The sequence below is a fragment of the Planococcus daihaiensis genome, assembly GCF_049262615.1.
Lineage (GTDB): Bacteria > Bacillota > Bacilli > Bacillales_A > Planococcaceae > Planococcus.
In genome coordinates, this window is record NZ_CP175504.1 from 1750619 (window position 1) to 1774333 (window position 23715).

The window sequence follows — 23715 nt, forward strand, 5'->3', positions numbered from 1 at the left end:
GGCCAAACGATGAAACCGATCAATAAAATCTCAAGCGTTTTGACTCCGCTCGAACGCAAAAACGTAGATACTGACCAGATCATCTCAAAAGAGTTTCTAAAGCGTATTGAACGGACGGGATTCGGCAAGTATTTATTTTATCATTGGCGCTTTCATGCTGATGGGACACCAATAGAAGACTTTGTTCTGAATGACCCCCGATTCAAAGACTCCGAAATTTTGGTCGCCCAAGAAAATTTCGGCTGCGGTTCCTCTCGTGAACATGCTCCGTGGGCGATTTTAGATTACGGTTTTCGCGTAGTCATCGCTCCCAGCTATGCAGACATCTTCTATAATAACTGTGTGAAGAATGGCATTTTGCCAATCCGCTTAAAGGATCAGGAAATCAATGAGTTGATTGACAAGGCACAACGTCAGGAATTTAAGTTGGACATCAATTTGGAGGACCAAACTGTCACGAGCCAGGATGGCACACGCTATGAATTTGATATTGATCCATACTGGAAAGAAATGCTGCTGAAAGGCTGGGATGAAATCGCATTGACGTTCCAGTATGATTCCTATATAGCAGCTTATGAGAAAAAACAGCAGCAAATTTAATGGAATAGAGGAAAACAGGCCATGGGTGTCAGAATAGCTTGTTTTCATAAGGAGACCCTTTACGTAAATCGTAAAGGGTCTTTATTTTTAGATTTTTTTGTCTATAAGAAAAGCGGAAGTAGGCTGTTGACAAGCATTTCGCGATTTGGTAATTTAAAGTGTGCACTTTAACGCTTTAGCAAACTAAAGGAGAATGTATTTATGAATGCAGTTATTTTGGCCGTATTGGTCATGTTGATTTTAAGTTTATTGCGGGTGAATGTGGTGTTTGCCTTGCTGATCGGTGCGCTTGCCGGCGGACTCGCGGGTGGCTTGTCGTTCATGGCAACGATCACAGCCTTTACGGATGGTCTGGGAGACGGAGCCACTATCGCTCTCAGTTATGCAATGCTCGGCGGATTTGCAGTAGCAATCTCCCGCACAGGAATACCGGAACTATTGGTGCAAGGCGTATTAAAGGTTGTGAATAAAGACGGAGAGACAAGCAGAGAAGGGTTAGCAAAAGCATTGATCGTCTTTGCTCTACTCGCGATGGCCATCCTGTCACAAAACGTGATACCGATTCACATCGCGTTTATCCCGCTGCTGATTCCGCCGATTCTTCATGTATTGAATGAATTGCGGATAGACCGCCGTTTGATTGCGGCAGTCTTAACTTTTGGTTTGACTGCACCCTATGTTTTATTGCCGTATGGCTTTGGGTTGATCTTCCATGATATATTGGCGACTCAGATGGAGCTCGCGGGCTTGCCGATCGATATGGCGGATATTCCACGGGCAATGGCGCTGCCGGTCGCAGGACTTGCTGTCGGCCTGATCATCGCGGTCTTTTTCTCTTACCGGAAACCGCGTGATTATCATATCGCTACTTCTATAGAAGAAACTCAAACTAAAAAAGCTTCCACCAAGGATATTATCGTTACGGTAATCGCACTTGCTGCAGCGTTATACGCGCAGATTGAAACCGATTCGATGATTATCGGAGCGCTTGCCGGCATCATGGTGCTGTATGTATTCGGCGCGATGAAATGGCGGGAAGCTGACGACGTGCTGACGGAAGGGATGCGCATGATGGCGTTCATCGGCTTTGTCATGATCACGGCCAACGGGTTTGCTTCCGTCATCCAGGCGTCAGGAGACGTCGAACCGCTGGTGAACAGTGTCTCTGAATTGTTTGCGGGTAATAAAGGAATCGCCGCGCTGATGATGCTGATCGTCGGGTTGTTTGTGACGATGGGCATTGGCTCTTCGTTTGCGACGATCCCGATCATTGCAGCGATCTTTGTTCCGCTCAGCATGGAGTTTGGATTTTCAACGATGGCCATCATCGCGTTGGTCGGCACGGCAGGCGCACTCGGTGATGCGGGGTCGCCGGCATCCGACTCGACGCTCGGGCCGACCGCCGGCTTGAACGTCGACGGCCAGCACAATCACATCTGGGATACGGTCGTCCCTACCTTCATCCATTACAATATCCCGCTTGTTATTTTCGGCTGGATTACCGTGATGCTGCTGGGTTAAGCTAGGAATTTTCGGACTATTGCCGGATGTGTTGAATATTAATTGAATCCTGTTATACTAATAAAAGCGAATTGAAAAGAATTTCGCGGAAACACTTGCGAAGTTCTTTTTTATTTTGTATAATGGTGAATGTTGGTCTTTGACTGCGATGAAGCGAGAGGTTACCGATACACCCGGCCGCTTTGCCATGGCGAGTGATTGGAAAATTTTCGTGGAGAATGTCTATCAAAAATAGGCGAAAAGGAGGGAAAATAATGGCAAAACAAAAAATTCGTATCCGTTTAAAAGCATATGATCACAGAATTCTTGATCAGTCTGCCGAGAAAATTGTTGAAACAGCAAAACGTTCAGGTGCTAGTGTTTCGGGTCCAATCCCGTTGCCGACTGAAAGATCTGTCTACACGATCTTGCGTTCAGTCCACATCTATAAAGATGCTCGTGAGCAATTTGAAATGCGCACACATAAACGTCTGATCGATATCGTCAATCCTACACCACAAACTGTAGATGCATTGATGAAATTGGATTTACCGTCCGGCGTTGACATTGAAATTAAACTTTAATCGGTAACGAAATAGAAAACACAAAATTCACAGGAGGTGTGACAAATGACCAAAGGAATCTTAGGTAGAAAAATCGGTATGACGCAAGTTTTTGCTGAGAACGGTGATTTAATCCCTGTAACTGTAATTGAAGCGGCTCCAAACGTAGTGCTTCAGAAAAAAACAGTTGAGGTTGACGGCTATGAAGCAGTCCAACTAGGTTTTGAAGATAAGCGCGAAAAGCTTTCCAACAAACCTTCTAAAGGACACGTCGCAAAAGCTAACACTGCTCCTAAGCGCTTCATTCGCGAACTTCGCAATGTAAACTTAGCTGATTACGAGATTGGTCAGGAAGTCAAAGTTGATGTATTCGCAGAAGGCGATGTAGTAGATGTAACAGGAACAACAAAAGGTAAAGGTTTCCAGGGTGTTATTAAACGCCACGGACAATCACGCGGACCAATGACTCACGGTTCACGCTACCACCGTCGTCCTGGTTCGATGGGTCCGGTTGCTCCTAACCGTGTATTCAAACAGAAGAAATTACCTGGTCAAATGGGTGGCACGACAATTACGATTCAAAACCTTCACATCGTGAAAGTTGATCTTGAACGTAACTTGCTTCTTATTAAAGGTAATGTTCCTGGATCTCGCAAAGCATTGATTCGCGTTAAAACAGCAATCAAAGCTAACTAATTATCTTTTGAAGAAAGGAGGAAACAGGAATGCCTAAAGTAGCTTTATTAAATCAAACAGGTTCACAAGTTGGAGATATCGAGCTGAACGATTATGTATTCGGTATCGAACCAAATGAATCAGTATTATTTGACGCTGTAATCGCTCAACGCGCTTCACTTCGTCAAGGTAACCATAAAGTAAAAAACCGCTCTGAAGTAGCCGGTGGTGGTAAAAAGCCATGGCGCCAAAAAGGGACTGGACGTGCCCGTCAAGGTTCGATCCGTTCACCACAATGGCGTGGAGGTGGAGTTGTCTTCGGACCAACACCACGCAGCTACAGCTATAAATTGCCTAAGAAAGTACGTCGTCTTGCAATGCGCTCTGCTTTGTCTTCGACAGTAGTAAGCGAAAACTTGATGGTACTTGAAGGGTTGACTTTTGATGCACCAAAAACAAAGAGCTTCCTTCAATTACAGGCTGATCTTTCACTTGGTAAAAAAGTATTGTTCGTAACAGCTGATGTAAATGAAAATCTTGCATTGTCTGCACGCAACATTCAAGGAATGACAGTAATCGCAGCAACTGGCATCAATGTTCTTGATCTTCTTGGACATGACAAAGTTGTAATGACGAAAGCTGCAATCGAAAAAATTGAGGAGGTGCTTAGTTAATGGAAGCACGTGATATTCTAAAGCGTCCGGTCATTACTGAGCGTTCTTCTGAAGTAATGGCAGATAAGAAGTACACTTTTGAAGTGGACACTCGCGCAAACAAAACACAAGTTAAACAAGCGGTTCAAGAAATCTTTGGCGTGAAGGTTGAGAAAGTCAACATCATGAACTACAAAGGTAAATTCAAGCGCATGGGCAAGCACGCAGGTTATACTAACAAGCGCCGTAAAGCAATTGTGAAATTGACTGCTGACTCAAAAGAAATCGAATTGTTTGAAATTTAATTGACTGAGTTCTGATTAAGAACTAATCAAAGAAGGAGGGAAACAACGTGGGGATTAGAAAATATAAACCTACCACTAACGGTCGTCGTAATATGACGAGTTCGGATTTCGCTGAAATCACAACGAACAAGCCTGAAAAATCGCTTTTACGACCAGTTAAGCGCAAAGGCGGCCGTAATAACCAAGGTAAAATAACTGTACGCCATCACGGTGGTGGACATAAACGCCAATACCGTGTCATCGATTTCAAACGTAACAAAGATGGCATTCCAGGTCGCGTTGCTACAATCGAGTACGATCCGAACCGTTCGGCTAACATCGCGTTGATCCATTACGCTGACGGAGAAAAACGTTACATCCTTGCTCCTAAAGGAGTAGTCGTTGGAACTCAACTTATGTCAGGCCCTGAAGCGGATTTCAAACCAGGTAACGCTATGGCGTTGTCAAGCATCCCAATGGGTTCTACAATCCATAACATTGAAATGAAGCCAGGCGGCGGCGGACAACTAGTTCGTTCTGCAGGAACTTCAGCTCAGGTTTTGGGTAAAGAAGGCAAATACGTAACAGTTCGTTTGCAATCAGGCGAAGTTCGTATGATCCTTGCTACTTGCCGCGCAACTATTGGTTCAGTAGGAAATGAACAGCACGAATTGATCAACATTGGTAAAGCAGGACGTAACCGCTGGAAGGGCAATCGCCCAACAGTCCGCGGATCTGTAATGAACCCTAACGATCACCCACACGGTGGTGGTGAAGGACGTTCGCCAATCGGACGTAAGTCACCAATGTCTCCATGGGGCAAACCAACTCTTGGATACAAAACACGTAAGAAAACGAACAAATCCGATAAATTTATCGTGCGTCGTCGTAAAAAATAATTTGATTACGCTACGGTTCGCTGAAAGAACCGTGGTGCAATCACGAAGGGAGGATCCCAAATGGGCCGCAGCTTGAAAAAAGGACCTTTTGCTGATGATCATCTTTTGAAAAAAGTTGAAGCACAAAAGGACTCTGAGAAAAAACAAGTGATCAAAACTTGGTCTCGCCGTTCTACAATTTTCCCGACATTCATCGGACAAACAATCGCAGTATATGATGGTCACAAACACATTCCTGTTTACGTGACTGAAGATATGGTCGGCCATAAACTAGGAGAATTTGCTCCAACACGCAAATACGCTAGTCATGGTGCAGACGATAAGAAAACAAGACGTTAATTGAGAGGAGGATTTCCCCATGCAAGCAAAAGCTGTCGCTAGAACAGTACGTATTGCTCCTCGTAAAGTCCGTTTAGTAGTAGATTTAATCCGAGGCAAGCAAATTGGCGAAGCCGTTGCGATTTTACAGCACACTCAAAAATCATCATCGATCGTTGTTGAGAAGTTGTTAAAATCTGCAGCAGCTAACGCTGAACACAATTACGAAATGGATCTGAACAACTTGTTTGTCAGTGAAGTATTCGTTGACGAAGGACCGACATTGAAACGTTTCCGTCCAAGAGCAATGGGACGCGCAAGCGCAATCAACAAACGCACTAGCCACATTACACTAGTGGTATCTGAGAAGAAGGAGGGATAATTCGTGGGACAAAAAATACATCCAATAGGTATGCGTATCGGCATCATTCGTGACTGGGAGTCAAAATGGTACGCTGAGAAAGACTATGCGACACTTCTTCACGAAGATATTAAAATCCGTGAATATATCGAAGCACGTTTGAAAGAAGCTTCAGTTTCCAAAATCGAAATTGAACGCGCTGCAAATCGTGTAAACGTAACAATTCACACTGCGAAACCAGGTATGGTAATCGGTAAAGGTGGTTCTGAAGTAGAAGTACTTCGCAAGCAGCTTAATACAATGACTGGCAAGCGTGTACACATCAACATTATTGAAATTAAGAGAGCTGACCTTGATGCGAGACTAGTTGCTGAAAGTGTTGCACGTCAATTGGAAAGTCGTGTGTCTTTCCGTCGTGCACAAAAACAAGCAATCCAGCGCACTATGCGTTCTGGCGCTAAAGGGATCAAAACTCAAGTATCTGGACGTCTAGGCGGCGCTGACATAGCGCGTGCTGAACACTACAGTGAAGGTACTGTTCCGCTCCATACGCTTCGTGCTGACATCGATTATGCACACGCTGAAGCTGACACAACTTACGGCAAACTTGGCGTAAAAGTATGGATCTACCGCGGTGAAGTCCTTCCAACTAAGAAGAAATCTGAGGAAGGAGGCAAATAATATGTTATTGCCTAAACGCGTTAAATATCGTCGTGAGCACCGAGGCAAGATGCGCGGTGAAGCTAAAGGCGGCAAAGAAATCGCATTCGGCGAATTTGGTCTTCAAGCACTGGAATCATCTTGGATCACTAACCGTCAAATCGAAGCTGCTCGTATTGCAATGACACGTTACATGAAACGTGGCGGTAAAGTATGGATCAAAATTTTCCCGCATAAACCATACACGAAAAAGCCTCTAGAGGTTCGTATGGGTTCTGGTAAAGGTTCACCTGAAGGCTGGGTAGCTGTAGTAAAAACTGGTAAAATAATGTTTGAACTTGGTGGCGTATCTGAAGAAGTGGCACGCGAAGCATTGCGCCTTGCATCTCACAAACTTCCGGTAAGAACAAAGTTCATAAAACGTGAAGAAATTGGTGGTGAATCGAATGAAAGCTAATGAAATCCGTGACCTTACCACTGCTGAAATCGAACAAAAAGTGAAATCACTGAAAGAAGAGCTTTTCAACCTTCGCTTCCAATTGGCTACTGGTCAATTAGAAAATACTGCTCGCATCCGCGAAGTACGTAAAGCGATTGCCCGTATGAAAACTGTGATTCACGAAAGAGTACTCAGTGGAAACAACTGATAAATCGAGAGGAGGTTTGCTAGTATGACTGAGCGTAATCAACGCAAAGTATACACAGGCCGTGTTGTGTCTGACAAAATGGACAAAACCGTTACAGTAATGGTTGAAACTCAAAAGAAGCATGCATTTTACGGCAAACGTGTAAAATACTCGAAGAAATATAAGGCGCATGACGAGCAAAACGAAGCCAAAATTGGCGATGTAGTTCGCATCATGGAAACTCGCCCGCTATCAGCTACTAAACGCTTCCGTTTATTGGAAGTCGTAGAAAAAGCGGTTATCATTTAATTTAAATAATTTCGGAACTTAAGAAATTCCGAAGGGAGGTTACCTAAGTGATCCAACAGGAAAGTCGTTTAAAAGTTGCAGACAACTCGGGTGCTCGTGAAGTACTAACGATTAAAGTACTTGGTGGTTCTGGTCGCAAGACAGCAAACATCGGTGACGTAATCGTTTGTACCGTGAAAAAAGCAACACCAGGTGGCGTTGTTAAGAAGGGTGAAGTCGTAAAGGCTGTTATCGTTCGCACGAAAAGCGGGGCTCGCCGTAAAGACGGTACTTATATCAAATTTGATGAGAACGCATGCGTCATTATCCGTGACGACAAAGGTCCACGCGGAACTCGTATTTTCGGACCGGTTGCACGTGAACTTCGTGACAACAACTTCATGAAAATCGTTTCACTTGCTCCTGAAGTTCTTTAATAAATCAATGTGCCATACCAAGGAGGTGCGACAGAATGCATGTTAAAAAAGGTGATAAAGTTAAGGTAATCTCAGGCAAAGACAAAGGCAAAACAGGCGTTGTTTTGACTGCTATACCTAAAAAAGACCGTGTGCTTGTTGAAGGTATTAATATCATTAAAAAACACACAAAACCGAACCAGGCAAGCCCGCAAGGCGGAATTGTCAGCCAGGAAGCAGCGATCCACGTTTCAAACGTAATGCTGCTTGATCCTAAATCAGGTGAACCGACTCGCGTTGGATACAAGGTTGAAGATGGTAAAAAAGTTCGTGTTGCAAAAAAATCCGGTGAAAAGTTAGACAACTAAAACTCTTGAATGAAGGGAGGTATACACATGAACCGCCTAAAAGAAAAATATGTGAATGAAATCACTCCTGCTCTAGTGAGCAAGTTTGAATATAAATCAGTTATGCAGGCTCCACAAGTTGATAAAATCGTTATCAACATGGGTGTCGGCGAAGCAGTTCAAAACACGAAATCACTTGATTCAGCTGTTGAAGAATTGCAAACACTTGCTGGCCAAAAACCAGTAATCACCAAAGCTAAGAAATCTATCGCTGGCTTCCGTCTTCGTGAAGGTATGCCAATCGGATGTAAAGTTACACTGCGCGGAGAGCGTATGTATGACTTCCTGGATAAATTAATTGCTATCTCTCTTCCACGTGTTCGTGACTTCCGTGGGGTATCGAATAAATCATTCGACGGCCGCGGTAACTACACACTTGGCGTGAAAGAACAATTGATCTTCCCTGAAATCGATTATGATAAAGTTTCGAAAGTACGCGGGATGGACATCGTAATTGTAACAACTGCGAACTCTGATGAAGAAGCTCGTGAGTTATTGACACAATTCGGAATGCCGTTCCAAAAGTAAACGTGAGGGAGGCGTAAACGTGGCTAAAAAATCTATGATCGCAAAACAAAAACGCACGCCAAAGTTTAAAGTACAAGAATATACACGCTGTGAACGATGCGGACGACCGCATTCAGTATTACGCAAATTTAAACTTTGCCGTATTTGTTTCCGTGAACTTGCATATGTGGGACAAATTCCTGGCGTCAAAAAAGCCAGCTGGTAATCCCCTAATTTGGGAAGGAGGTAAATGTAATGACAATGACTGATCCGATTGCAGATATGCTGACTCGCATTCGTAATGCGAACATGGTTCGTCACGAGAAATTAGAGCTTCCGGCTTCTAATGTGAAAAAAGACATCGCTGAGATTCTTAAGCGTGAAGGTTTCGTTCGTGACGTAGAATATGTTGAAGATGACAAGCAAGGCATGATCCGGATTTTCTTGAAATACGGATCGAACAACGAACGCGTTATTACTGGATTGAAACGTATTTCAAAACCAGGACTGCGTGTTTACGCTAAAACTGATGAGGTGCCGCGTGTACTTAACGGTTTAGGAATCGCTTTAGTATCGACATCACAAGGTTTGGTAACAGATAAAGAAGCCCGCGCGAAACAAATCGGCGGAGAAATATTAGCATACGTTTGGTAATAAGCAACAAACGAATGGAGGTGCAATAGAATGTCACGTGTAGGTAAAAAACCAATCGAGGTACCAACTGACGTTACAATCACTTTTGGCGACAAAAATGAAGTAACAGTTAAAGGTCCTAAAGGCGAGTTGTCTCGCACATTTAACAAAGATATTACTATTTCTCTAGAAGATAACGTGTTAACTTTGACACGCCCTTCTGATTCTAAAGATCACCGCACAAACCACGGAACAAGCCGTGCATTGCTGGCGAACATGGTTACAGGCGTTTCACAAGGATTCGAGCGTACGCTTGAATTAGTGGGTGTCGGGTACCGTGCTCAATTGCAAGGCAAAAAGCTGGTTCTTAACGTTGGTTACTCTCACCCGGTTGAATTTACTCCGGAAGAGGGCGTTGAAGTTGAAGTCCCAGGAAATACGAAAGTCATCGTAAAAGGCATCAACAAAGAACGTGTTGGAGCTCTTGCTTCAAACATCCGCGCTACGCGTCCACCAGAGCCGTATAAAGGCAAAGGGATTCGTTACGAAGGCGAAAAAGTTCGTCGCAAAGAAGGTAAAACAGGTAAATAATGCTGCTTAGGCAGGCTGAAAGGAGTGACCTCAGTGATTACGAAACTCGATAAAAATGCATCTCGTAAAAAACGTCATGCACGCGTACGTTCAAAAATTACGGGTACAACAGAACGCCCGCGTTTAAACGTATTCCGTTCAAATAAATACATTTACGCTCAATTGATCGACGATACAAATGGTGTAACACTTGCAAGTGCTTCATCAATGGATACAGATTTTTCCGGAGATGTAACTGGCAACGTGGATGCAGCATCTAAAGTCGGCGAAGCGATTGCTAAAAAAGCTACTGAAAAAGGTTTGAAGTCAGTTGTCTTCGACCGCGGTGGTTATTTATATCACGGACGTGTCAAAGCTCTAGCAGAAGCAGCACGTGAAAATGGATTAGAATTCTAAAAGAAGGAGGGACACATTTCATGCTTCGTATTGATCCAAACAAACTTGAACTTGAAGAACGCGTAGTTACGATTAACCGCGTAGCGAAAGTTGTAAAAGGTGGACGTCGTTTCCGTTTCTCCGCATTAGTTGTTGTAGGCGACAAAAATGGTAATGTCGGTTTTGGTACTGGGAAAGCACAAGAAGTTCCAGATGCAATCCGTAAAGCTATTGAAGATGCAAAGAAAAACCTGATTGAAGTACCTATGGTTAAAGGTACAACTCCACACTTAGTAACAGGGCGTTTTGGCGCAGGCCAAATCCTTATCAAACCTGCTTCACCAGGTACTGGTGTAATTGCCGGCGGACCTGTTCGTGCGGTACTTGAATTAGCTGGAGTACAAGATATTTTATCTAAATCTCTGGGTTCAAGCACACCAATCAACATGGTACGTGCAACTATTAACGGATTAACTCAACTGAAAAGTGCTGATGAAGTTGCAAAACTTCGCGGTAAAACTACAGAAGAGCTATTCAACTAGGGGAGGGAAAATACATGGCTACTAAACTAGAAGTTACCCTCACAAAATCAGTGATCGGTGCTAAACCGACACAACGCAAAACTGTTCAGTCATTGGGTTTACGCAAAATGCATCAAACAGTTGAGCACCAGGACAATGCCGCTATTCGCGGTATGCTTGTCAAAGTGGCTCACTTAGTAACTATTAAAGAAGTTTAATCCCTGATTTCTATAGAAGGAGGTGCCAACCAAATGAAACTTCATGAATTAAAACCAGCAGAAGGTTCACGCAGCTCAAGAAAGCGCGTCGGACGCGGTATCGGTTCAGGTACTGGTAAAACAGCAGGTAAAGGTCATAAAGGTCAAAATGCTCGTTCAGGCGGAGGAGTTCGTCCTGGATTTGAGGGTGGCCAAAACCCATTATTCCGTCGTTTGCCAAAACGTGGATTTACAAACATCAACCGTAAAGACTATGCAGTCGTAAACGTGGATGTATTGAACCGTTTCGATGAAGGCACAGAAATTACACCTGCATTGCTTATTGAAACAGGTGTTGTCAGCAACGAAAGATCCGGAATCAAAATCCTTGGCAACGGTAGCTTGAACAAGAAACTGACTGTTAAAGCTCACAAATTCTCTGGATCAGCTAAAGAAGCGATAGAAGCTGCCGGTGGACAAGCAGAGGTGCTTTAATGTTTCAGACAATCTCCAATTTTATGCGCGTGACTGATATTCGAAATAAAATCATCTTTACATTAGTGATGCTCGTCATTTTCCGCATCGGAACTTTTGTTCCAGTGCCAAATGTCGATGCATCAGTTTTGCAAGCTACTGATCAGATGGGTCTGATCGGATTCTTAAATACATTCGGTGGGGGCGCCCTTGCTAACTTTTCGATTTTAGCAATGGGAATCATGCCTTACATTACAGCATCGATCATTGTGCAATTATTGCAGATGGATGTTGTACCGAAATTTGCTGAGTGGGCGAAACAAGGGGAAGTCGGAAGACGGAAACTTGCTCAATTCACTCGTTACTTCACAATCTTACTAGCCTTCATCCAGGCAATTGGTATGTCCTACGGATTTAACCAAATGAATAACGGGATGTTAATTCAAAATGATTCAATTTCAACTTATATTGTGATTGCAATCGTCTTGACAGGTGGTACGGCGTTTCTATTGTGGCTTGGTGAGCAGATTACGGCAAATGGTGTGGGGAACGGTATTTCGATTATCATCTTCGCAGGGATTGTCGCTGCAGTACCAGGTGCGATTAACCAACTCTATGCACAGCAGATTCAAGGAGCTGGAGATCAGCTTCCGATCAATATCGCCATCATGGCGTTGCTTGCATTAGCGGTTGTTGCCATTACTGTTTTGGTCATTTACGTTCAACAAGCGTTGCGTAAAATACCGATTCAATATGCTAAACGTGTTGCTGGCCGTGGCCAGTCAACTGGCGGGCAGCAAACGCATTTACCTTTAAAAGTAAACGCGGCCGGAGTTATCCCGGTAATCTTTGCAGTAGCGTTTATGATTACGCCTCAAACCGTTGTTACTTTCTTTGGAGCCAACGCGTTTACGGAAGCGGTTCAAAATACATTTGATTACACACAACCTGTCGGTATGATTATTTATATCGCATTGATTGTTGCTTTCACGTATTTTTACGCTTTCATTCAGGTCAATCCTGAAAACGTGTCGGACAATCTGAAAAAACAAGGTGCATATATCCCGGGAATCCGGCCGGGTAAAAATACACAGGATTATTTAACAAGTGTGCTTTACCGATTGACATTTGTCGGAGCTATTTTCCTTGCAGTTATTTCTGTTCTGCCGATTTTCTTCATTAATGTGGCGAATTTGCCGCAATCAGCACAAATCGGTGGTACCAGCCTATTGATCGTAGTAGGGGTAGCGCTTGAAACAATGAAACAATTGGAATCGCAGCTTGTAAAACGTCATTACAAAGGCTTTATGAAATAAGAGATCTGTGGTGGGAACGTGAGAACGTTCCTTATCCGCTTGTCTGAGGGGGCACTCCGTATGAATATCGTGTTAATGGGTCTGCCTGGTGCTGGTAAAGGCACTCAAGCAGACAAAATTGTTGAGAAGTACGACATCCCTCATATTTCTACAGGTGATATGTTTCGCGCAGCCATCAAAGGCGGCACGGAACTGGGCTTGAAAGCAAAATCGTTCATGGATCAAGGTGCTTTGGTGCCTGATGAAGTGACTATCGGTATCGTCCGTGAGCGCCTTAGCAAAGCGGATTGTGAAGATGGCTTTCTATTAGATGGCTTTCCGAGAACAGTCCCTCAAGCTGAAGCTCTAGAATCTCTTCTTGCCGATCTCGGCAAAAGAATCGAGCATGTCGTAAACATCAAAGTTGAACAAGACGAATTGATTGCGCGTTTGACTGGCCGCTGGATCTGTAAAGTTTGTGGAACTGCTTACCATACTGTGTTCAATCCGCCGCAAGTTGCTGGCGTATGCGACAAAGATGGCGGGGAGCTCTATCAGCGTGAAGATGACAAGCCTGATACCGTCAAGAACCGTCTTGAAGTTAATATGGAACAAACACAGCCACTTCTTGATTTCTACGGAAGCAAAGGTGTGCTGGAAAATATAAATGGACAGCAGGACATTCAAAAAGTATTTGCTGACATTGATGCTCTTCTAAAGGGCGACCGAGGATAATCCTCGGCGCCGGGCGCAGTTAGTTGCCTCCATGCGGCTTTAAGGAGCACCGGAGATATGAATTTTCGAGAGCTGCAAAAGCTTGATGCCTGGTTATATGAAAGCCGGTGCCGTTTGCTCCAGACCTTGTCTGAACCGTGCAATTCAGCACTGGAAATAGTATAATGGGTTTCGTGGAAGCATCTGTGTAACGGGTTTGGAACTCATCCTAAACAGTCCGGGCGCTCGAGGATACATGAGGCTGTAGGGCTTGACCGGATAATCCCAACCTGCTTAGTCGCAGGAAGCGGAACTCGGAAGATGTCTTTTATATGTCACTCATGCAATCCTGGTGAATGAATAGAAAACAATTATTCAATCAGCATTTACTGTTTGAAGATGAGGGCTGACTTGTATACAGAAGGGAGACTGGGTCGATGGCGAAAGACGATGTAATTGAAATCGAAGGAACAGTCATTGAGACTTTGCCTAACGCGATGTTTAAAGTAGAATTGGAAAATGGCCATACGATTCTTGCGCATGTATCCGGCAAGATCCGCATGCATTTTATCCGCATTCTGCCGGGAGATAAAGTGACAGTAGAACTTTCTCCTTACGATTTAACACGCGGTCGTATCACATACCGTTTTAAATAATCTTTTGCACTCCGGACTACTAAGGAGGTTGGGTTAGATGAAAGTGAGACCATCTGTGAAACCGATCTGCGAAAAATGTAAAGTTATTCGCAGAAACGGAAAAGTCATGGTAATCTGTGAAAATCCGAAACACAAACAAAGACAAGGCTAATATTGAAGGAGGTGCATCGAACACATGGCACGTATTGCTGGTGTTGACATTCCGCGCGACAAACGCGTAGTTATTTCATTAACTTACATTTTCGGTGTTGGTAAAACAACTGCTCAGAAGGTTCTTACTTCTGCTGGTATTTCTGAAGATACACGAGTTCGTGATCTTACAGAAGATGAGTTGAACAATATCCGTGAACAATTGGATCAATACAAAATTGAAGGTGACCTTCGCCGTGAAGTATCAATGAACATCAAACGCTTGATGGAAATTGCTAGCTTCCGAGGGATCCGCCATCGCCGTGGACTACCTGTACGCGGTCAAAATACGAAGAACAATGCGCGTACGCGTAAAGGTCCTCGTAAAACTGTAGCGAACAAGAAAAAATAATCAGTAAAGGAGGTTTCTTCTTAACATGGCACGTAAACAACAAACTCGTAAGCGTCGTGTGAAAAAGAATATCGAATCAGGTATTGCTCACATCCGCTCAACATTTAACAACACAATTGTTACGATTACAGATATGCAGGGGAATGCAGTATCTTGGTCAAGCGCAGGTGCATTAGGATTTAGAGGATCACGTAAATCTACACCTTTCGCTGCTCAAATGGCTGCTGAAGCCGCTGCTAAAACTTCGATTGAACACGGTCTTAAAACTTTGGAAGTTACTGTTAAAGGTCCTGGTTCAGGTCGCGAAGCCGCTATCCGTGCACTTCAGGCTGCTGGACTAGAAGTTACAGCTATCAAAGATGTAACTCCAGTTCCTCACAACGGTTGCCGTCCGCCAAAACGCCGTCGCGTATAATCGTTAATTTGAATAGGGTTTTTGAACATCACGACTTACTGAATGTGTTCTGAATCGTTGCGAAAGTCTGTGACTATCGAATTCTTGGTTTAACGAAAATACCGACGTTGTGAAGGAGGGTAAAATGAATGCTCGAAATAGAAAAACCAAAGATTGAAACGGTTGAGATCGATAGCAATGCCAAATTCGGCAAATTTGTTATTGAACCTCTTGAGCGTGGATATGGTACCACTTTAGGAAACTCCTTACGTCGAATCTTACTTTCATCTTTACCAGGCGCTGCTGTTACTTCAATTCAAATTGATGGTGTTTTGCATGAATTCTCCACTGTTGAAGGTGTAGAAGAAGATGTGGCATCAATCATCTTGAATATTAAGAAACTGGCTCTGAAAATTTACTCTGACGAAGAAAAAGTCATTGAAATTGATGTAAAAGGTGATGGGACGGTTACGGCTGCAGATATTACTCACGACAGTGATGTAGAAATTCTGAATCCGGATCTATATATCGCAACAATCGCTAAAGGCGGCCACTTGCGCATGCGCATGTATGCCAACAGAGGCCGTGGATACGCTCGTGCAGATCAGAACAAACGTGAAGATCTTCCAATTGGCGTCATCCCGATTGATTCTATTTATACTCCAGTTTCTCGCGTCAATTACCAGGTTGAAAATACGCGTGTGGGCCAGTTGGCGCATTTCGATAAACTTTCACTTGATGTTTGGACAGATGGCAGCATCGGTCCAAAAGAGGCAATTGCGCTTGGAGCAAAAATCTTTACTGAGCATTTGAACATCTTCGTAGGATTGACGGATGAGGTACAAACTGCTGAAATCATGGTTGAAAAAGAAGAAGACCAAAAAGAGAAAGTCTTGGAGATGACCATCGAAGAGCTGGATCTTTCAGTCCGTTCTTACAACTGCTTAAAACGTGCGGGTATCAACACGGTACACGAACTGGCGAGCAAGTCGGAAGACGACATGATGAAAGTACGCAACCTTGGACGCAAATCACTTGAAGAAGTCAAAGTGAAGTTGGAAGATTTGGGATTGGGCCTTCGTAAAGAAGACTGAGTTCAAAATCGGATCCGAACTATTTAACAAAGGAGGGAAACTTCAATGAGAAAGCTTCAACGTACAAGTTCTCAACGTAAGGCACTATTACGTGATCTTACAACAGACTTAATCGTACACGAACGCATTCAAACGACTGAAGCTCGTGCGAAAGAAGTGCGTTCGACTGTTGAAAAAATGATCACTCTTGGTAAACGTGGGGATATTCATGCTCGCCGTAAAGCTGCAGCATACATCCGCCGTGAACTAGTGACTACTGCTGACGAAGAAGGCAACGAAAACACAATCTTTGCTTTGCAAAAATTGTTTGATGATGTTGCACCACGTTACGCAGAACGTCAAGGCGGTTACACGCGCATCATGAAAATGGGGCCTCGTCGCGGAGATGGCGCACCGATCGTAATTATTGAATTAGTTTAATTTTCATCTTCTGAATCAATGTCTGCTTCGGCAGGATTGGTTCTTCTGAAGAGGGTTCACGCCCTCTTCTTTTCGCATAATGATTTATACGACAAATATGAAAAGCTGAGTGTTATGATGAGCGAGCCTTTATCAGGCGGCGTCTCGTCTAGCTCTACGCACCTCATTCAACCCTGGCTTAAGCAACCGGGGAGCCATAGAGACAGAAAAGCGCATTTCTCTGAATGAGGTGCGCGCTTTTTTTTATTTATTTTACATATGCTCCTTCTACCGAGTAGAGTAGAGATGAGATGAGTCAGAGGAGGTCAGCTGAGATGAATTCGGAAATTTTGTCATTTGAAAACGTGACATTCACATATAATGCAGAAGATGAAGCGGTGCGACCGGCGGTAGCAGAGGTCTCTTTTTCCATACAAGAGGGAGAATGGATCGCCCTGGTCGGCCATAACGGTTCGGGAAAATCGACCATAGCGAAGTTAATGAATGGCTTGCTGTTTCCGGGAGAAGGAACAGTGAAGGTCATGGGCAAAGAGATGGCCGAAGAAACATTATGGGACATCCGATCACAAATGGGCATGGTTTTTCAGAATCCGGACAATCAATTCGTCGGGGCGACAGTACAGGATGATGTCGCTTTCGCTTTGGAAAATAACGGTGTTCCGCATAAAGTAATGGTGGAACGGGTGCACGAGGCGCTGAGCCAGGTCAAGATGGAAGACTATAAAGATCATGAACCCCACCATTTATCGGGCGGGCAAAAACAGCGGGTGGCAATTGCTGGTGCACTTGCGATGCGGCCGAAACTGCTGATTCTCGATGAAGCAACGTCGATGCTGGATCCGCAGGGACGGCGAGAAGTCATTGAAACCATTCGCCGGTTAAGGGAATCCACTGGACTTACAGTCGTTTCCATTACGCATGATTTGGAAGAAGCGGCTTTGGCTGAGCGCATCATCGTCATGAACCAAGGCAGAAAACACGTGGAAGGCTCGCCGAAAGCGGTTTTTCAGCGCGGCAGCGAATTGACGGAAATGGGATTGGACCTGCCTTTTGCAATGCGGATGACGCATTTATTGCAGGAAGCGGGAGTAGGACTTCAGGAAGAACATATGACAGAAGATGAGTTGGTGGATGAACTGTGGAAATTTTACTCGAGGGCGTAGGCTATAGTTATGCTGCAGATACGCCGTTTGAAAAAAGAGCGTTAACGGATGTTAATCTTCATATTCCGTCGGGCTCCTATACAGCGATCATCGGTCACACGGGTTCGGGCAAGTCGACAGTTCTGCAGCATTTGAATGCACTCCTGAAGCCGACAGAAGGCGTGGTCATGATCGGGGAACGCAAGATAGAAGCCGGTGTAAAGGCAAAGGACCTGCGGAATATCCGCCGCCGGGTCGGCATTGTCTTTCAGTTTCCGGAACAGCAGCTTTTTGATGAGACGGTGCTGAAGGATATTATGTTTGGTCCGCTGAATTTCGGTGTTCCTGAAGAGGAAGCTGAACGGCGGGCGAGGGAGCTGGTGGTCCAGCTCGGGCTGCCTGACGAGGTGTTGGAAAAATCGCCATTTGATTTATCGGGCGGCCAGATGCGCCGCGTGGCAATAGCCGGTGTTCTGGCGATGGAACCGGAAGTTCTGGTGCTTGATGAACCGACGGCTGGACTGGATCCAAGAGGGCGCAGAGAAATCATGGACCTTTTCCATGAGCTGCATAAGAGCAAAAATCTCACGACGGTGCTCGTGACCCACAGCATGGAAGATGCGGCGAAATACGCCGACCGTGTGGCCATTATGCATAAAGGCCATTGTGTAGTTACTGGAGACCCGAGAGCGATCTTTTCAAATGAAGAACAATTAGGCGATTACAGTCTGCAGGCGCCGCGCAGTGTAAGGATGCAGCGGAATTTTGAAGAGCGAACGGGGTTAAAGCTTGAAGGGGTTTCATTGACTGAAGAGGCGCTGGCGCAGAATATTGCCTCAGCGTTGGCGGAAGGACGTGGATCCCGATGATGGAAAAAATGATTTTCGGCCGGTTTATTCCGGGCGATTCCCTCATACACCGGATGGATCCGCGGGCGAAGATTCTGTTTGTCTTCCTTTTTATCGGGATTGTGTTTGTCGCCAATAACGCAATCGGATATGCGATTTTGCTCGGCTTTACATTATTGGTCGTATTTCTGTCGAAAATACGGTTGTATTTTTTGATAAATGGCTTGAAACCGGTCTTTATCCTCCTATTATTTACTTTTTTCCTGCACCTCTTCTTTACCAGGGAAGGGGATGTAATCTTCAGTTTCGGGTTTATCGAAATTTACGAGGAAGGGCTGCGGCAGGGGATTTTCATCTCCATCCGATTCTTGGTGCTGGTATTCATCACCAGCGTCCTGACGCTGACGACTTCGCCGATTTCCATAACGGACGGCATCGAAATCCTGCTGGGACCATTTAAGAAAATTAAACTGCCTGTGCATGAGCTCGCGCTGATGATGTCGATTTCGCTGCGTTTTATCCCGACTTTGATGGATGAAACCGGCAAAATCCTGAAAGCGCAAATGGCCCGGGGGTCTGATATTGGGTCGGGTCCGATGAAGGAACGGGTTAAAGCGGTCGTTCCGCTCTTAATTCCGTTATTTGTCAGTGCCTTTAAACGCGCCGAAGATCTGGCGACTGCCATGGAAGTCAGAGGCTACCGCGGGGGAGAGGGCAGAACGCGTTACCGTCAGCTGAGCTGGCGGGTGGCGGACACCCTCAGTTTGGTGATGCTCGCAGGCCTGACGGCGATTCTTTGGTATTTCCGGACGTAAGGAGAGAAATTATGAAACGAATGAAAGCGGTCATCGCATATGACGGTTCCGGGTTTGCAGGCTATCAGATCCAGCCGGAAACGCGTACCGTCCAAATTGAATTGCTGAAGGTGCTGAAGAACATCCACAAAGGACGTGATGTCCAAGTGGTGGCGAGCGGACGCACTGATGCGAAAGTTCATGCCACGGGCCAGGTGATTCATTTTGATACGGATTTCAACATTCCGGTCGAAGGGTGGCTGAGGGCGTTGAATGTGCTGCTGCCGGAAGATATTCGGGTACTCGGCATCCGAGAAGCCGAACCAGGATTCCACGCGCGCTACCATACAAGCGGCAAAACATACCGTTATAAATGGGACCGCAGCCCAATCATCAGTCCGTTCACACGGAATTATATGGTTCATATCAAACAGCGTCCGGATGTTGCATTGATGCGTAAAGCGGCAAAGGCGATTCTGGGCACCCACGATTTCACCTGTTTCTGCGCTGCGAATACAGGGGTGGTCGATAAAGTACGGACCATCCGGCGCTTGGATTTTGAAGAACACGGGGAAGAATTGCATATGGTCATCGAAGGATCCGGTTTCCTCTATAATATGGTGCGCATTATTGCGGGCACATTATTTGAAGTGGGCATCGGCAAGCTGGCACCGGAGGCAGTGGCGAAGATTATCCGATCTGAGGACCGGGGAGCGGCCGGAAAGACCGCGGCAGCGCATGGTTTATATCTAGAAAACGTCGAGTATGAAAACTGAAGCAACCAATCCAGGTGTTTTTAGAAAAACGCTTGACTTTTTGGCGCTGGCGTTATAACATGATGTATGGTATTTTCATTACCCCCACGATATGCCCCGGAAGGTTATTTGTGCTAGGGATAACGAAAAAACGGAACAGCGGAACACTGTATTTTTAATTTAAAACAAGACGATTTATTAGGAGGACAATATACATGCGTACAACATTCATGGCTAAAGGTCACGAAGTAGAGCGTAAATGGTTGGTTGTCGATGCAGAAGGGCAAACTCTTGGACGTTTAGCTTCTGAAGTCGCTTCAATCTTACGCGGGAAATACAAACCAACATTCACACCAAACGTTGACACTGGTGATCACGTGATCATCATCAACGCTGACAAGATCCACCTTACAGGGAAAAAGCTTACGGACAAAATCTACTATCGCCACACACAATTCACTGGCGGTTTGAAACAGCGTACTGCACTTGAAATGCGCACGAAATACCCGCAAAAAATGCTTGAATTGGCTGTTAAAGGGATGCTTCCTAAAAACTCTCTTGGACGCCAGACTTTCAAGAAACTTCACGTATATGCAGGACCGGAACATAACCACCAAGCACAACAACCGGAAGTTTACCAACTTCGCGGCTAATAATTAGTAAATTAGAGGAGGATACACCTTTGGCACAAGTTCAATATTTAGGTACAGGTCGCCGTAAAAATTCAACAGCACGTGTCCGTTTAGTACCAGGAGACGGCACAATTACAATAAACAACCGTGACGTATCGGATTACGTTCCATACGAAACTCTTGAGCAAATCATCAAACAACCACTAGTGGCTACTGAAACTCTTGGAAGCTATGATGTACTTGTAAACGTAAGAGGCGGAGGCTTCACAGGTCAAGCTGGAGCAGTACGCCACGGAATTGCACGCGCTCTACTAACTGTAGACCCTGCTTTCCGTCCAGCACTTAAAACTGCTGGCTTGTTAACTCGTGACCCACGCATGAAAGAACGTAAGAAACCAGGTTTGCGTTCAGCTCGTCGTGCACCACAGTTCTCAAAACGTTAATATCAGTAAAACCCCTTTCTCTTTGGAGAATAGGGGTTTTATTTTTGTGTGAATTTTGAGTAGGGTTGCTGCTACGCCTTATGCCTTAACGGGCACTGTCGCTTTTCTACTATAAAAGACAGAATTGATTTAAAATAAATTACGCTATGTTATACTGTACGGTGAGCAAAAGTGATGAGGAGTGTATATATATGTTGACTGAAGTACAAGTTCGCGAATTACTCGGAGAAGTACAAGATCCGTTTTTACATAGATCGCTGACAGAAACAGATGGTATTACATCGGTGAAAATTAAAGAAGAAAAAAACCATGTCAGCGTGAAATTGGCGATTGCCAAAGTGAATACACCAGAACAAATGCAATTGCAGATGAAAGTGGTTGAAATTCTGAAAGGCGCGGGCGTCGACTCTGTTGGAATCCGTTTTGAAGAGTTGGCTCCAGAAGCAATGGCTAAATTCCGCGGCACGGCGAATGAATCCGAAGCACAGGACCTCCTGTCTCCGATGAACAAAGTTGAATTCATTTCAATTGCCAGCGGTAAAGGTGGAGTCGGTAAATCCACTGTTTCCGTCAACCTTGCAATCGCGTTGGCGCGACTTGGCAAGAAAGTCGGATTAATCGATGCAGATATTTATGGTTTCAGTGTTCCTGATATGATGGGAATTGAAAAAACACCTGTTGTGCGTGGAGATACGATTATTCCAGTTGAACGATTTGGTGTCAAAGTCATTTCGATGGGCTTCTTCGTTGAAGAGAACATGCCAGTCGTATGGCGCGGGCCGATGCTGGGTAAAGTACTGGATCAATTCTTCCGCGATGTGGAGTGGGGCGATCTGGACTATCTTCTATTGGACTTGCCACCGGGAACTGGGGATGTCGCGCTTGATATTCACCAGATGCTACCGGCTTCCAAAGAGATTGTTGTTACGACCCCACACCCGACAGCAGCATTTGTTGCAGCGCGTGCAGGAGCGATGGCTTTGCAGACAGACCACGAGGTTCTTGGTGTAATCGAGAATATGTCCTGGTTTGAAAGCAAAGAAAGCGGCAAGAGAGAGTATCTATTCGGACAAGGCGGAGGCCCGAAACTTGCGGAAGAGCTGCAAGTGCCGTTACTTGGACAGATTCCTTTAGGTCAGCCGGATTGGAATGAAGCGGACTTTGCACCGTCTGTTTATCTTGAAGACCATCCAACTGGCAAGCTCTATGGAGAGATTGCGGAGACCATCTTGAAGCAATTTGCAGCAAAACGTCAATAATCTCAACCCGGAAACCTTTTACTGGTTTTCGGGTTTTTATTTATGCCGAAACTTCGAACAGCTCCTGTGACTTCAAGGTTTGTTCACATCTCGGAGGTTTCGTTTATGGATTTTTGGCTTTGCGATTGGTACAATCTTTAAAGAACTTCAAATAACGGAGGCATTAATGTGACAATACGAAATTGGGTAAAATTCTTTATAAATGCAATGCTGATAGGTGGAGCGATTACCGGGGTCCTCGGATTGTTCATACGATGGAACGATGTTTTCGCAGCGCCATTCGAAAACGGAGCATGGGGTGAATTCATTGCCGGCTTTATCTGGTTGGTTGTAGTCGGGATGACAATGAGCCTGATTGCGCAAATGGGTTTTTTCGCGTATTTGACAATTCATCAGTTCGGAATCAATATGTTCCGCACGTTAACCCTGTGGAATTGGGTGCAGTTGTTGATCATCGCCGTAGTAATTTTTGATTTGATTGTCTTCCGCTTTATGCCGAATGCCGATACCGCTGCTCAAGGCTGGCTATACGCAGGACTCTTGGCAATTCTGATTGTGACAGCGGTAGTGACAGCTTATTTCAAAGCGAAGTGGACCACGAAATCCACTTTCATCTCTGCTTTGTTCTTTATGATTGCAGTCACCACTCTGGAATGGCTTCCGGCGTTGATGGTCCAGGCAGGAAATGCCGACAGCTGGGTTACCTTGCTGTTGTTCCCATTCCTGGCCGTTAATGCATACCAACTTTTGGTGTTGCCAAAATACAATGCCAAGTCTGATGTAGACCGTCAGAAACTGGAAGAGCGCCGTGCGGCCCGGAAAGAAAATGCTAAGCCTGCTGCGGGGAAATCATAAGATTTTGAAACGCCTGCTACTTCAGCAGGCGTTTTTTTATTTGGCATTTCTTTTGAAACAAGCGAGAATTTTTTCGGGATTTCAATTTGGCTGACAGACGAGCGGAAGATAAATTACAGAAGGAAAAAACGATTTTAAAATAAACTTTCTTAAATCTGTTGACAGTGGTTAGAAGATGCTTTAATATAATAAAAGTCGCCGAGCAACAAGACGGCAAACATGAACCTTGAAAACTGAACAGCAAAACGTCAACAAACAGCAACGGTCGCGCAAAACGGCCCGCGCAACCTTACTGATCAGCATCACGCAGATCAAAGCGAATCGT

General features: G+C 44.9%; 39 protein-coding genes. All 39 read left to right on the forward strand.

Going from position 1 to position 23715, the window contains the following annotated elements:
- Positions 1 to 9 precede the first annotated feature (9 nt).
- The 39 genes from leuD (at position 10) to DHX103_RS08540 (ending at position 23390) form a co-directional block, all read left to right on the forward strand.
- On the forward strand, positions 10 to 600 hold the full coding sequence (gene leuD / locus DHX103_RS08350) for a 3-isopropylmalate dehydratase small subunit (RefSeq protein WP_422121854.1): 591 nt from the start codon (positions 10 to 12) through the stop codon (positions 598 to 600).
- Between the two features lie 201 nt (positions 601 to 801).
- The gene (locus DHX103_RS08355) at positions 802 to 2121 is read left to right on the forward strand and encodes a Na+/H+ antiporter family protein (RefSeq protein WP_422121855.1); all 1320 of its coding nucleotides are present in this window, start codon (positions 802 to 804) and stop codon (positions 2119 to 2121) included.
- A 254-nt stretch (positions 2122 to 2375) separates the two neighbouring features.
- On the forward strand, positions 2376 to 2684 hold the full coding sequence (gene rpsJ / locus DHX103_RS08360) for a 30S ribosomal protein S10 (RefSeq protein ID WP_071152064.1): 309 nt from the start codon (positions 2376 to 2378) through the stop codon (positions 2682 to 2684).
- A 45-nt stretch (positions 2685 to 2729) separates the two neighbouring features.
- Positions 2730 to 3359: a 50S ribosomal protein L3 gene (rplC, locus tag DHX103_RS08365; protein ID WP_422121856.1), complete on the forward strand. Its 630-nt coding sequence runs from the start codon at positions 2730 to 2732 to the stop codon at positions 3357 to 3359.
- A gap of 29 nt (positions 3360 to 3388) precedes the next feature.
- Complete coding sequence (gene rplD, locus DHX103_RS08370) at positions 3389 to 4012, forward strand: 50S ribosomal protein L4 (RefSeq protein WP_422121857.1); 624 nt, start codon at positions 3389 to 3391, stop codon at positions 4010 to 4012.
- Complete coding sequence (gene rplW, locus DHX103_RS08375; RefSeq protein WP_071152061.1) at positions 4012 to 4296, forward strand: 50S ribosomal protein L23; 285 nt, start codon at positions 4012 to 4014, stop codon at positions 4294 to 4296. The genes rplD and rplW overlap by 1 nt, the downstream gene beginning before the upstream one ends.
- Positions 4297 to 4343: 47 nt before the next feature.
- The gene (gene rplB, locus DHX103_RS08380; RefSeq protein WP_422121858.1) at positions 4344 to 5174 is read left to right on the forward strand and encodes a 50S ribosomal protein L2; all 831 of its coding nucleotides are present in this window, start codon (positions 4344 to 4346) and stop codon (positions 5172 to 5174) included.
- A 60-nt stretch (positions 5175 to 5234) separates the two neighbouring features.
- Positions 5235 to 5513, forward strand: a complete 279-nt coding sequence (gene rpsS, locus DHX103_RS08385) for a 30S ribosomal protein S19 (RefSeq protein ID WP_422121859.1) — start codon at positions 5235 to 5237, stop codon at positions 5511 to 5513.
- Between the two features lie 19 nt (positions 5514 to 5532).
- The gene (gene rplV, locus DHX103_RS08390) at positions 5533 to 5874 is read left to right on the forward strand and encodes a 50S ribosomal protein L22 (RefSeq protein WP_210018811.1); all 342 of its coding nucleotides are present in this window, start codon (positions 5533 to 5535) and stop codon (positions 5872 to 5874) included.
- Positions 5875 to 5877: 3 nt separating this feature from the next.
- A complete protein-coding gene (rpsC, locus tag DHX103_RS08395; protein ID WP_422121860.1) occupies positions 5878 to 6534 on the forward strand; it encodes a 30S ribosomal protein S3 in 657 nt (218 codons plus the stop codon).
- Position 6535: 1 nt separating this feature from the next.
- Positions 6536 to 6970 (forward strand): 50S ribosomal protein L16, encoded by a 435-nt coding sequence (rplP, locus tag DHX103_RS08400; RefSeq protein WP_422121861.1) that lies wholly within the window; start codon positions 6536 to 6538, stop codon positions 6968 to 6970.
- Positions 6960 to 7160: a 50S ribosomal protein L29 gene (rpmC, locus tag DHX103_RS08405; RefSeq protein WP_006828936.1), complete on the forward strand. Its 201-nt coding sequence runs from the start codon at positions 6960 to 6962 to the stop codon at positions 7158 to 7160. The genes rplP and rpmC overlap by 11 nt, the downstream gene beginning before the upstream one ends.
- 24 nt (positions 7161 to 7184) lie before the next feature.
- Positions 7185 to 7448: a 30S ribosomal protein S17 gene (rpsQ, locus tag DHX103_RS08410; protein WP_112224768.1), complete on the forward strand. Its 264-nt coding sequence runs from the start codon at positions 7185 to 7187 to the stop codon at positions 7446 to 7448.
- Between the two features lie 47 nt (positions 7449 to 7495).
- Positions 7496 to 7864, forward strand: coding sequence for a 50S ribosomal protein L14 (gene rplN, locus DHX103_RS08415; RefSeq protein WP_033542790.1), 369 nt, complete (start codon positions 7496 to 7498; stop codon positions 7862 to 7864).
- A gap of 35 nt (positions 7865 to 7899) precedes the next feature.
- Positions 7900 to 8211 (forward strand): 50S ribosomal protein L24, encoded by a 312-nt coding sequence (gene rplX / locus DHX103_RS08420; RefSeq protein WP_422121862.1) that lies wholly within the window; start codon positions 7900 to 7902, stop codon positions 8209 to 8211.
- Between the two features lie 27 nt (positions 8212 to 8238).
- The gene (gene rplE, locus DHX103_RS08425; RefSeq protein ID WP_144841133.1) at positions 8239 to 8778 is read left to right on the forward strand and encodes a 50S ribosomal protein L5; all 540 of its coding nucleotides are present in this window, start codon (positions 8239 to 8241) and stop codon (positions 8776 to 8778) included.
- 19 nt (positions 8779 to 8797) lie between these two features.
- The gene (gene rpsN / locus DHX103_RS08430; RefSeq protein WP_006828941.1) at positions 8798 to 8983 is read left to right on the forward strand and encodes a 30S ribosomal protein S14; all 186 of its coding nucleotides are present in this window, start codon (positions 8798 to 8800) and stop codon (positions 8981 to 8983) included.
- 29 nt (positions 8984 to 9012) lie between these two features.
- Entirely contained in the window at positions 9013 to 9411 is a 399-nt protein-coding gene (gene rpsH / locus DHX103_RS08435; protein ID WP_422121863.1) for a 30S ribosomal protein S8, read from the forward strand.
- A 30-nt stretch (positions 9412 to 9441) separates the two neighbouring features.
- Positions 9442 to 9981, forward strand: a complete 540-nt coding sequence (gene rplF / locus DHX103_RS08440; protein ID WP_422121864.1) for a 50S ribosomal protein L6 — start codon at positions 9442 to 9444, stop codon at positions 9979 to 9981.
- Positions 9982 to 10014: 33 nt separating this feature from the next.
- A complete protein-coding gene (rplR, locus tag DHX103_RS08445) occupies positions 10015 to 10377 on the forward strand; it encodes a 50S ribosomal protein L18 (protein ID WP_422121865.1) in 363 nt (120 codons plus the stop codon).
- Between the two features lie 20 nt (positions 10378 to 10397).
- On the forward strand, positions 10398 to 10898 hold the full coding sequence (gene rpsE / locus DHX103_RS08450) for a 30S ribosomal protein S5 (RefSeq protein WP_422121866.1): 501 nt from the start codon (positions 10398 to 10400) through the stop codon (positions 10896 to 10898).
- Positions 10899 to 10912: 14 nt separating this feature from the next.
- Positions 10913 to 11095, forward strand: coding sequence for a 50S ribosomal protein L30 (rpmD, locus tag DHX103_RS08455; RefSeq protein WP_422121867.1), 183 nt, complete (start codon positions 10913 to 10915; stop codon positions 11093 to 11095).
- A 33-nt stretch (positions 11096 to 11128) separates the two neighbouring features.
- Positions 11129 to 11569, forward strand: coding sequence for a 50S ribosomal protein L15 (rplO, locus tag DHX103_RS08460; RefSeq protein WP_422121868.1), 441 nt, complete (start codon positions 11129 to 11131; stop codon positions 11567 to 11569).
- The gene (secY, locus tag DHX103_RS08465; protein WP_422121869.1) at positions 11569 to 12864 is read left to right on the forward strand and encodes a preprotein translocase subunit SecY; all 1296 of its coding nucleotides are present in this window, start codon (positions 11569 to 11571) and stop codon (positions 12862 to 12864) included. The genes rplO and secY overlap by 1 nt, the downstream gene beginning before the upstream one ends.
- Before the next feature lie 60 nt (positions 12865 to 12924).
- Positions 12925 to 13578, forward strand: coding sequence for an adenylate kinase (locus DHX103_RS08470; protein WP_422121870.1), 654 nt, complete (start codon positions 12925 to 12927; stop codon positions 13576 to 13578).
- Between the two features lie 416 nt (positions 13579 to 13994).
- Positions 13995 to 14213: a translation initiation factor IF-1 gene (infA, locus tag DHX103_RS08475; RefSeq protein ID WP_050613653.1), complete on the forward strand. Its 219-nt coding sequence runs from the start codon at positions 13995 to 13997 to the stop codon at positions 14211 to 14213.
- Between the two features lie 37 nt (positions 14214 to 14250).
- Positions 14251 to 14364, forward strand: a complete 114-nt coding sequence (rpmJ, locus tag DHX103_RS08480) for a 50S ribosomal protein L36 (RefSeq protein ID WP_006828951.1) — start codon at positions 14251 to 14253, stop codon at positions 14362 to 14364.
- A gap of 24 nt (positions 14365 to 14388) precedes the next feature.
- The gene (gene rpsM / locus DHX103_RS08485) at positions 14389 to 14754 is read left to right on the forward strand and encodes a 30S ribosomal protein S13 (RefSeq protein WP_144841125.1); all 366 of its coding nucleotides are present in this window, start codon (positions 14389 to 14391) and stop codon (positions 14752 to 14754) included.
- Between the two features lie 25 nt (positions 14755 to 14779).
- On the forward strand, positions 14780 to 15169 hold the full coding sequence (rpsK, locus tag DHX103_RS08490) for a 30S ribosomal protein S11 (RefSeq protein ID WP_008497448.1): 390 nt from the start codon (positions 14780 to 14782) through the stop codon (positions 15167 to 15169).
- A gap of 128 nt (positions 15170 to 15297) precedes the next feature.
- Positions 15298 to 16242 (forward strand): DNA-directed RNA polymerase subunit alpha, encoded by a 945-nt coding sequence (locus DHX103_RS08495; protein WP_422121871.1) that lies wholly within the window; start codon positions 15298 to 15300, stop codon positions 16240 to 16242.
- A 45-nt stretch (positions 16243 to 16287) separates the two neighbouring features.
- Positions 16288 to 16662, forward strand: coding sequence for a 50S ribosomal protein L17 (gene rplQ, locus DHX103_RS08500; protein WP_121636507.1), 375 nt, complete (start codon positions 16288 to 16290; stop codon positions 16660 to 16662).
- A gap of 314 nt (positions 16663 to 16976) precedes the next feature.
- The gene (locus DHX103_RS08505) at positions 16977 to 17825 is read left to right on the forward strand and encodes an energy-coupling factor ABC transporter ATP-binding protein (protein WP_422121872.1); all 849 of its coding nucleotides are present in this window, start codon (positions 16977 to 16979) and stop codon (positions 17823 to 17825) included.
- Entirely contained in the window at positions 17801 to 18673 is an 873-nt protein-coding gene (locus DHX103_RS08510; protein WP_422121873.1) for an energy-coupling factor ABC transporter ATP-binding protein, read from the forward strand. The genes DHX103_RS08505 and DHX103_RS08510 overlap by 25 nt, the downstream gene beginning before the upstream one ends.
- On the forward strand, positions 18670 to 19467 hold the full coding sequence (locus DHX103_RS08515; protein ID WP_422121874.1) for an energy-coupling factor transporter transmembrane component T family protein: 798 nt from the start codon (positions 18670 to 18672) through the stop codon (positions 19465 to 19467). The genes DHX103_RS08510 and DHX103_RS08515 overlap by 4 nt, the downstream gene beginning before the upstream one ends.
- 11 nt (positions 19468 to 19478) lie before the next feature.
- Positions 19479 to 20222 (forward strand): tRNA pseudouridine(38-40) synthase TruA, encoded by a 744-nt coding sequence (gene truA / locus DHX103_RS08520; protein ID WP_422121875.1) that lies wholly within the window; start codon positions 19479 to 19481, stop codon positions 20220 to 20222.
- A gap of 194 nt (positions 20223 to 20416) precedes the next feature.
- Positions 20417 to 20854: a 50S ribosomal protein L13 gene (gene rplM, locus DHX103_RS08525; protein ID WP_422121876.1), complete on the forward strand. Its 438-nt coding sequence runs from the start codon at positions 20417 to 20419 to the stop codon at positions 20852 to 20854.
- 29 nt (positions 20855 to 20883) lie between these two features.
- Positions 20884 to 21276: a 30S ribosomal protein S9 gene (rpsI, locus tag DHX103_RS08530; protein WP_144841117.1), complete on the forward strand. Its 393-nt coding sequence runs from the start codon at positions 20884 to 20886 to the stop codon at positions 21274 to 21276.
- Between the two features lie 191 nt (positions 21277 to 21467).
- Positions 21468 to 22535 (forward strand): Mrp/NBP35 family ATP-binding protein, encoded by a 1068-nt coding sequence (locus DHX103_RS08535; protein ID WP_422121877.1) that lies wholly within the window; start codon positions 21468 to 21470, stop codon positions 22533 to 22535.
- 168 nt (positions 22536 to 22703) lie between these two features.
- On the forward strand, positions 22704 to 23390 hold the full coding sequence (locus DHX103_RS08540; RefSeq protein ID WP_422121878.1) for a KinB-signaling pathway activation protein: 687 nt from the start codon (positions 22704 to 22706) through the stop codon (positions 23388 to 23390).
- The last annotated feature ends 325 nt before the right edge of the window (positions 23391 to 23715 follow it).

What these genes read in the sequence shown, in the direction of transcription:
- infA (WP_050613653.1), top strand. Translation starts at nt 13,995, where the DNA reads ATGGCGAAAGACGATGTAATTGAAATCGAAGGAACAGTCATTGAGACT.
- rplW (WP_071152061.1), top strand. Translation starts at nt 4,012, where the DNA reads ATGGAAGCACGTGATATTCTAAAGCGTCCGGTCATTACTGAGCGTTCT.
- rplM (WP_422121876.1), top strand. Translation starts at nt 20,417, where the DNA reads ATGCGTACAACATTCATGGCTAAAGGTCACGAAGTAGAGCGTAAATGG.
- rplC (WP_422121856.1), top strand. Translation starts at nt 2,730, where the DNA reads ATGACCAAAGGAATCTTAGGTAGAAAAATCGGTATGACGCAAGTTTTT.
- rplP (WP_422121861.1), top strand. Translation starts at nt 6,536, where the DNA reads ATGTTATTGCCTAAACGCGTTAAATATCGTCGTGAGCACCGAGGCAAG.
- DHX103_RS08535 (WP_422121877.1), top strand. Translation starts at nt 21,468, where the DNA reads ATGTTGACTGAAGTACAAGTTCGCGAATTACTCGGAGAAGTACAAGAT.
- DHX103_RS08355 (WP_422121855.1), top strand. Translation starts at nt 802, where the DNA reads ATGAATGCAGTTATTTTGGCCGTATTGGTCATGTTGATTTTAAGTTTA.
- rpmC (WP_006828936.1), top strand. Translation starts at nt 6,960, where the DNA reads ATGAAAGCTAATGAAATCCGTGACCTTACCACTGCTGAAATCGAACAA.
- rpsM (WP_144841125.1), top strand. Translation starts at nt 14,389, where the DNA reads ATGGCACGTATTGCTGGTGTTGACATTCCGCGCGACAAACGCGTAGTT.
- rplX (WP_422121862.1), top strand. Translation starts at nt 7,900, where the DNA reads ATGCATGTTAAAAAAGGTGATAAAGTTAAGGTAATCTCAGGCAAAGAC.
- rpsQ (WP_112224768.1), top strand. Translation starts at nt 7,185, where the DNA reads ATGACTGAGCGTAATCAACGCAAAGTATACACAGGCCGTGTTGTGTCT.
- rplV (WP_210018811.1), top strand. Translation starts at nt 5,533, where the DNA reads ATGCAAGCAAAAGCTGTCGCTAGAACAGTACGTATTGCTCCTCGTAAA.
- DHX103_RS08505 (WP_422121872.1), top strand. Translation starts at nt 16,977, where the DNA reads ATGAATTCGGAAATTTTGTCATTTGAAAACGTGACATTCACATATAAT.
- rpsH (WP_422121863.1), top strand. Translation starts at nt 9,013, where the DNA reads ATGACAATGACTGATCCGATTGCAGATATGCTGACTCGCATTCGTAAT.
- rpmJ (WP_006828951.1), top strand. Translation starts at nt 14,251, where the DNA reads ATGAAAGTGAGACCATCTGTGAAACCGATCTGCGAAAAATGTAAAGTT.
- secY (WP_422121869.1), top strand. Translation starts at nt 11,569, where the DNA reads ATGTTTCAGACAATCTCCAATTTTATGCGCGTGACTGATATTCGAAAT.
- leuD (WP_422121854.1), top strand. Translation starts at nt 10, where the DNA reads ATGAAACCGATCAATAAAATCTCAAGCGTTTTGACTCCGCTCGAACGC.
- rplE (WP_144841133.1), top strand. Translation starts at nt 8,239, where the DNA reads ATGAACCGCCTAAAAGAAAAATATGTGAATGAAATCACTCCTGCTCTA.
- DHX103_RS08515 (WP_422121874.1), top strand. Translation starts at nt 18,670, where the DNA reads ATGATGGAAAAAATGATTTTCGGCCGGTTTATTCCGGGCGATTCCCTC.
- rpsJ (WP_071152064.1), top strand. Translation starts at nt 2,376, where the DNA reads ATGGCAAAACAAAAAATTCGTATCCGTTTAAAAGCATATGATCACAGA.
- rplQ (WP_121636507.1), top strand. Translation starts at nt 16,288, where the DNA reads ATGAGAAAGCTTCAACGTACAAGTTCTCAACGTAAGGCACTATTACGT.
- rplO (WP_422121868.1), top strand. Translation starts at nt 11,129, where the DNA reads ATGAAACTTCATGAATTAAAACCAGCAGAAGGTTCACGCAGCTCAAGA.
- rpmD (WP_422121867.1), top strand. Translation starts at nt 10,913, where the DNA reads ATGGCTACTAAACTAGAAGTTACCCTCACAAAATCAGTGATCGGTGCT.
- rpsS (WP_422121859.1), top strand. Translation starts at nt 5,235, where the DNA reads ATGGGCCGCAGCTTGAAAAAAGGACCTTTTGCTGATGATCATCTTTTG.
- rpsE (WP_422121866.1), top strand. Translation starts at nt 10,398, where the DNA reads ATGCTTCGTATTGATCCAAACAAACTTGAACTTGAAGAACGCGTAGTT.
- rplD (WP_422121857.1), top strand. Translation starts at nt 3,389, where the DNA reads ATGCCTAAAGTAGCTTTATTAAATCAAACAGGTTCACAAGTTGGAGAT.
- DHX103_RS08495 (WP_422121871.1), top strand. Translation starts at nt 15,298, where the DNA reads ATGCTCGAAATAGAAAAACCAAAGATTGAAACGGTTGAGATCGATAGC.
- truA (WP_422121875.1), top strand. Translation starts at nt 19,479, where the DNA reads ATGAAACGAATGAAAGCGGTCATCGCATATGACGGTTCCGGGTTTGCA.
- DHX103_RS08470 (WP_422121870.1), top strand. Translation starts at nt 12,925, where the DNA reads ATGAATATCGTGTTAATGGGTCTGCCTGGTGCTGGTAAAGGCACTCAA.
- rpsK (WP_008497448.1), top strand. Translation starts at nt 14,780, where the DNA reads ATGGCACGTAAACAACAAACTCGTAAGCGTCGTGTGAAAAAGAATATC.
- rplF (WP_422121864.1), top strand. Translation starts at nt 9,442, where the DNA reads ATGTCACGTGTAGGTAAAAAACCAATCGAGGTACCAACTGACGTTACA.